Origin of the sequence: Lentibacillus sp. (assembly GCF_035301675.1) — a bacterium.
Lineage (GTDB): Bacteria > Bacillota > Bacilli > Bacillales > Amphibacillaceae > Lentibacillus.
The window spans coordinates 1-2,311 of sequence record NZ_DATGTT010000046.1 but is presented as its reverse complement, the minus strand read 5'-3'; the positions used below and the strand labels follow the sequence as shown (position 1 = coordinate 2,311).

Here is a 2,311-nt window from a genome sequence, read left to right as displayed (position 1 = left end):
CAATATGAAGATGGATATTATACAAAAAGAGAAGCGGCTATTATTGGAACAACATTTTCCGTCGTTTCCATCACATTTACCTTAGTTGTCATTTCGGAAGTTGATCTTGGTCATATGTTTGTACCTTTTTACTTAACTGTGCTTGTTGCAGGGGCTGTCGCCGCTTTAATTATGCCACGCATTCCGCCGCTATCTAAATATCCTGATACGTATATCAACGAGAATGCAGAAAAGATAGATGAGTCGATTCCAAAAGAGCGACACATGGGTGAATATGCTTATGAGCAAGCTTTAAAGCGTGCCAAACAAGAAACAAGTTTATATCAATTTTTCAAACAAGGATTTCAAAATGTGCTTGATATGTGGATGGGTGTTGCGCCAATTGTTATGGCATTTGGTTTAATTGCACTTATATTAGCTGAATATACTCCTGTTTTTCAGTGGATTGGACTGCCTTTTATCCCGTTACTTGAAGTGATGCAAGTTCCGTATGCAGCTGAAGCATCTCAAACAATTTTAATCGGATTCGCGGATATGTTCTTGCCTGCAATTATTGGGTCTTCGATTGAAGCTGAAATTACAAGATTCATTATCGCTGCCTTGTCGGTTACTCAATTAATCTATATGTCTGAAGTCGGAGGCGTCTTGCTCGGTTCCAAAGTCCCCGTTTCAATCAAGCAATTATTCATCATCTTTTTACTAAGAACAGTCATCACTTTACCTGTTATTGTCTTGATTGCTCATATTATTTTTTAAAGGTGGAAACTATATTCATGGAAGATTTGTAGTGATATAAACTGCGCAGTAACTCTTTCTGCCACTCTCAAACTGAAATTGCAAGTGTTAGTCCAACGCTACGGAAATACACTTCGCTTTCCAGGGGCAAAGAAGAATTGTAGTTCATTCTTCGTCGCTGGTGAGCCTCCGAATGCTAACGCATTTCGGGGTCTCACCGATGCCTCTGGGACTGCGCGTGAATGCTCGCCCCACCGAAAACCATAGCTCCCCTAGGAGTCTCCGTGTATTTCCTCCGCTGGTTTCAGTGCACTATCATTGTGCGGAAAAGGGCTTATAGTAGCATAAAACAACTTTAATAGTCTGGGTGAGCGCAGGGCGGTGACTCCTGCGGGAATAGCGCGAGTCCGAAGACCCCGCAAGAAGCGTTCTTTGCTTCTGAGGAGGCTGAGGCCGTGCCCGCGGAAAGCATCCCCCGGAGCGATCCCAGACGGTGGTGATTACGCTTGTTTTGAAAGTAATCCATTAGTTACTGCATAGTTTATGAAATCAATACACTTAATCATTAAATACAACACCTCGCCAATGTTGATTGTTGGCGAGGTGTCTGTTTTATATAAAAATAAAATAGGGGGGCAAATTTTGAAAACTACTTATTGAATATTAACTAAGCATTCATCTCTTGACTCGACTCTTTTCGCGTGGACCGAAAACCATTGATTGTCTTCCTTATAATAGATGTGCTTCCTTCAACAAGTGGTTGCAATATACCTAGAACAGGTTTGCTCGATAAGATGAATACAATCAAGGCTGATAGCAGGCCGAGTCCGAATAGATCAAAGATATTATCGACTTTAAATAAATTAGCTTCACGGAAATACTGAATGAAAAATCCATGCAGAAGATAAACATAGAGTGTCCGAGTTCCAATAAAAGTTAATTTGCTCTTCACCGTAGGAACCCATGCCATCACACTCATCGCCATCAAGGTCGATGTTAAATAAACAAGTAATCTTGCAATCCCACCGTATTCAGGTGAGCCAAGGTCACCATACGATTTCGAAGCTAACAACCAACCAGAGTTAAAATCTGGTGCATAATAAATCGCTACGGCTGCAGCTGACATAATGACTAATGAAATCAATTTAAAAGCTCGTTGTTTTAACCACATAACATGTTTTTCAGTTAGCCAATATCCTAATAAAAAGAATGGGAAAAATACAAGAGTGCGTGATAAGCTAAACGTATGACCAATCTCTCCAAAATAACCCACAATCAAACCAATTTGAACAGCGATTAAAATACCTAATACTGCAGGTATCTTTTTAAACCAATACAGCAACATATGCCAACTGAATAAACTAAATAAAAACCATAAAGACCAGTGCGGATCAAACAGGCTAGTTTGCCATCCCTCTTTACCTATATAAAAATAGAAAATGGAATAAACCACTTGGAATATAAGATATGGGAGTAAAAGCTTTTTAGACAGTTTTAAAACGTACTTTATATCACCAGATCCTTTTGCAAAAAAACCTGCTAAAAATATAAAGGCTGGCATATGAAATGTATACAT

At 39.4% G+C, this 2,311-nt stretch carries 1 protein-coding gene and 1 pseudogene; one reads left to right on the top strand and one right to left on the bottom strand.

The genetic code is table 11. From position 1 onward, the window contains the following. A pseudogene (locus VK097_RS06875) lies at positions 1–756 on the top strand (YjiH family protein); the annotation flags it as partial. Between the two features lie 646 nt (positions 757–1,402). Here the strand turns inward: VK097_RS06875 and VK097_RS06870 are convergent. Further along, positions 1,403–2,311, bottom strand: a 909-nt coding sequence (locus VK097_RS06870; protein WP_324211068.1) for an acyltransferase family protein, incomplete at its 5' end; no start/stop codon positions are given.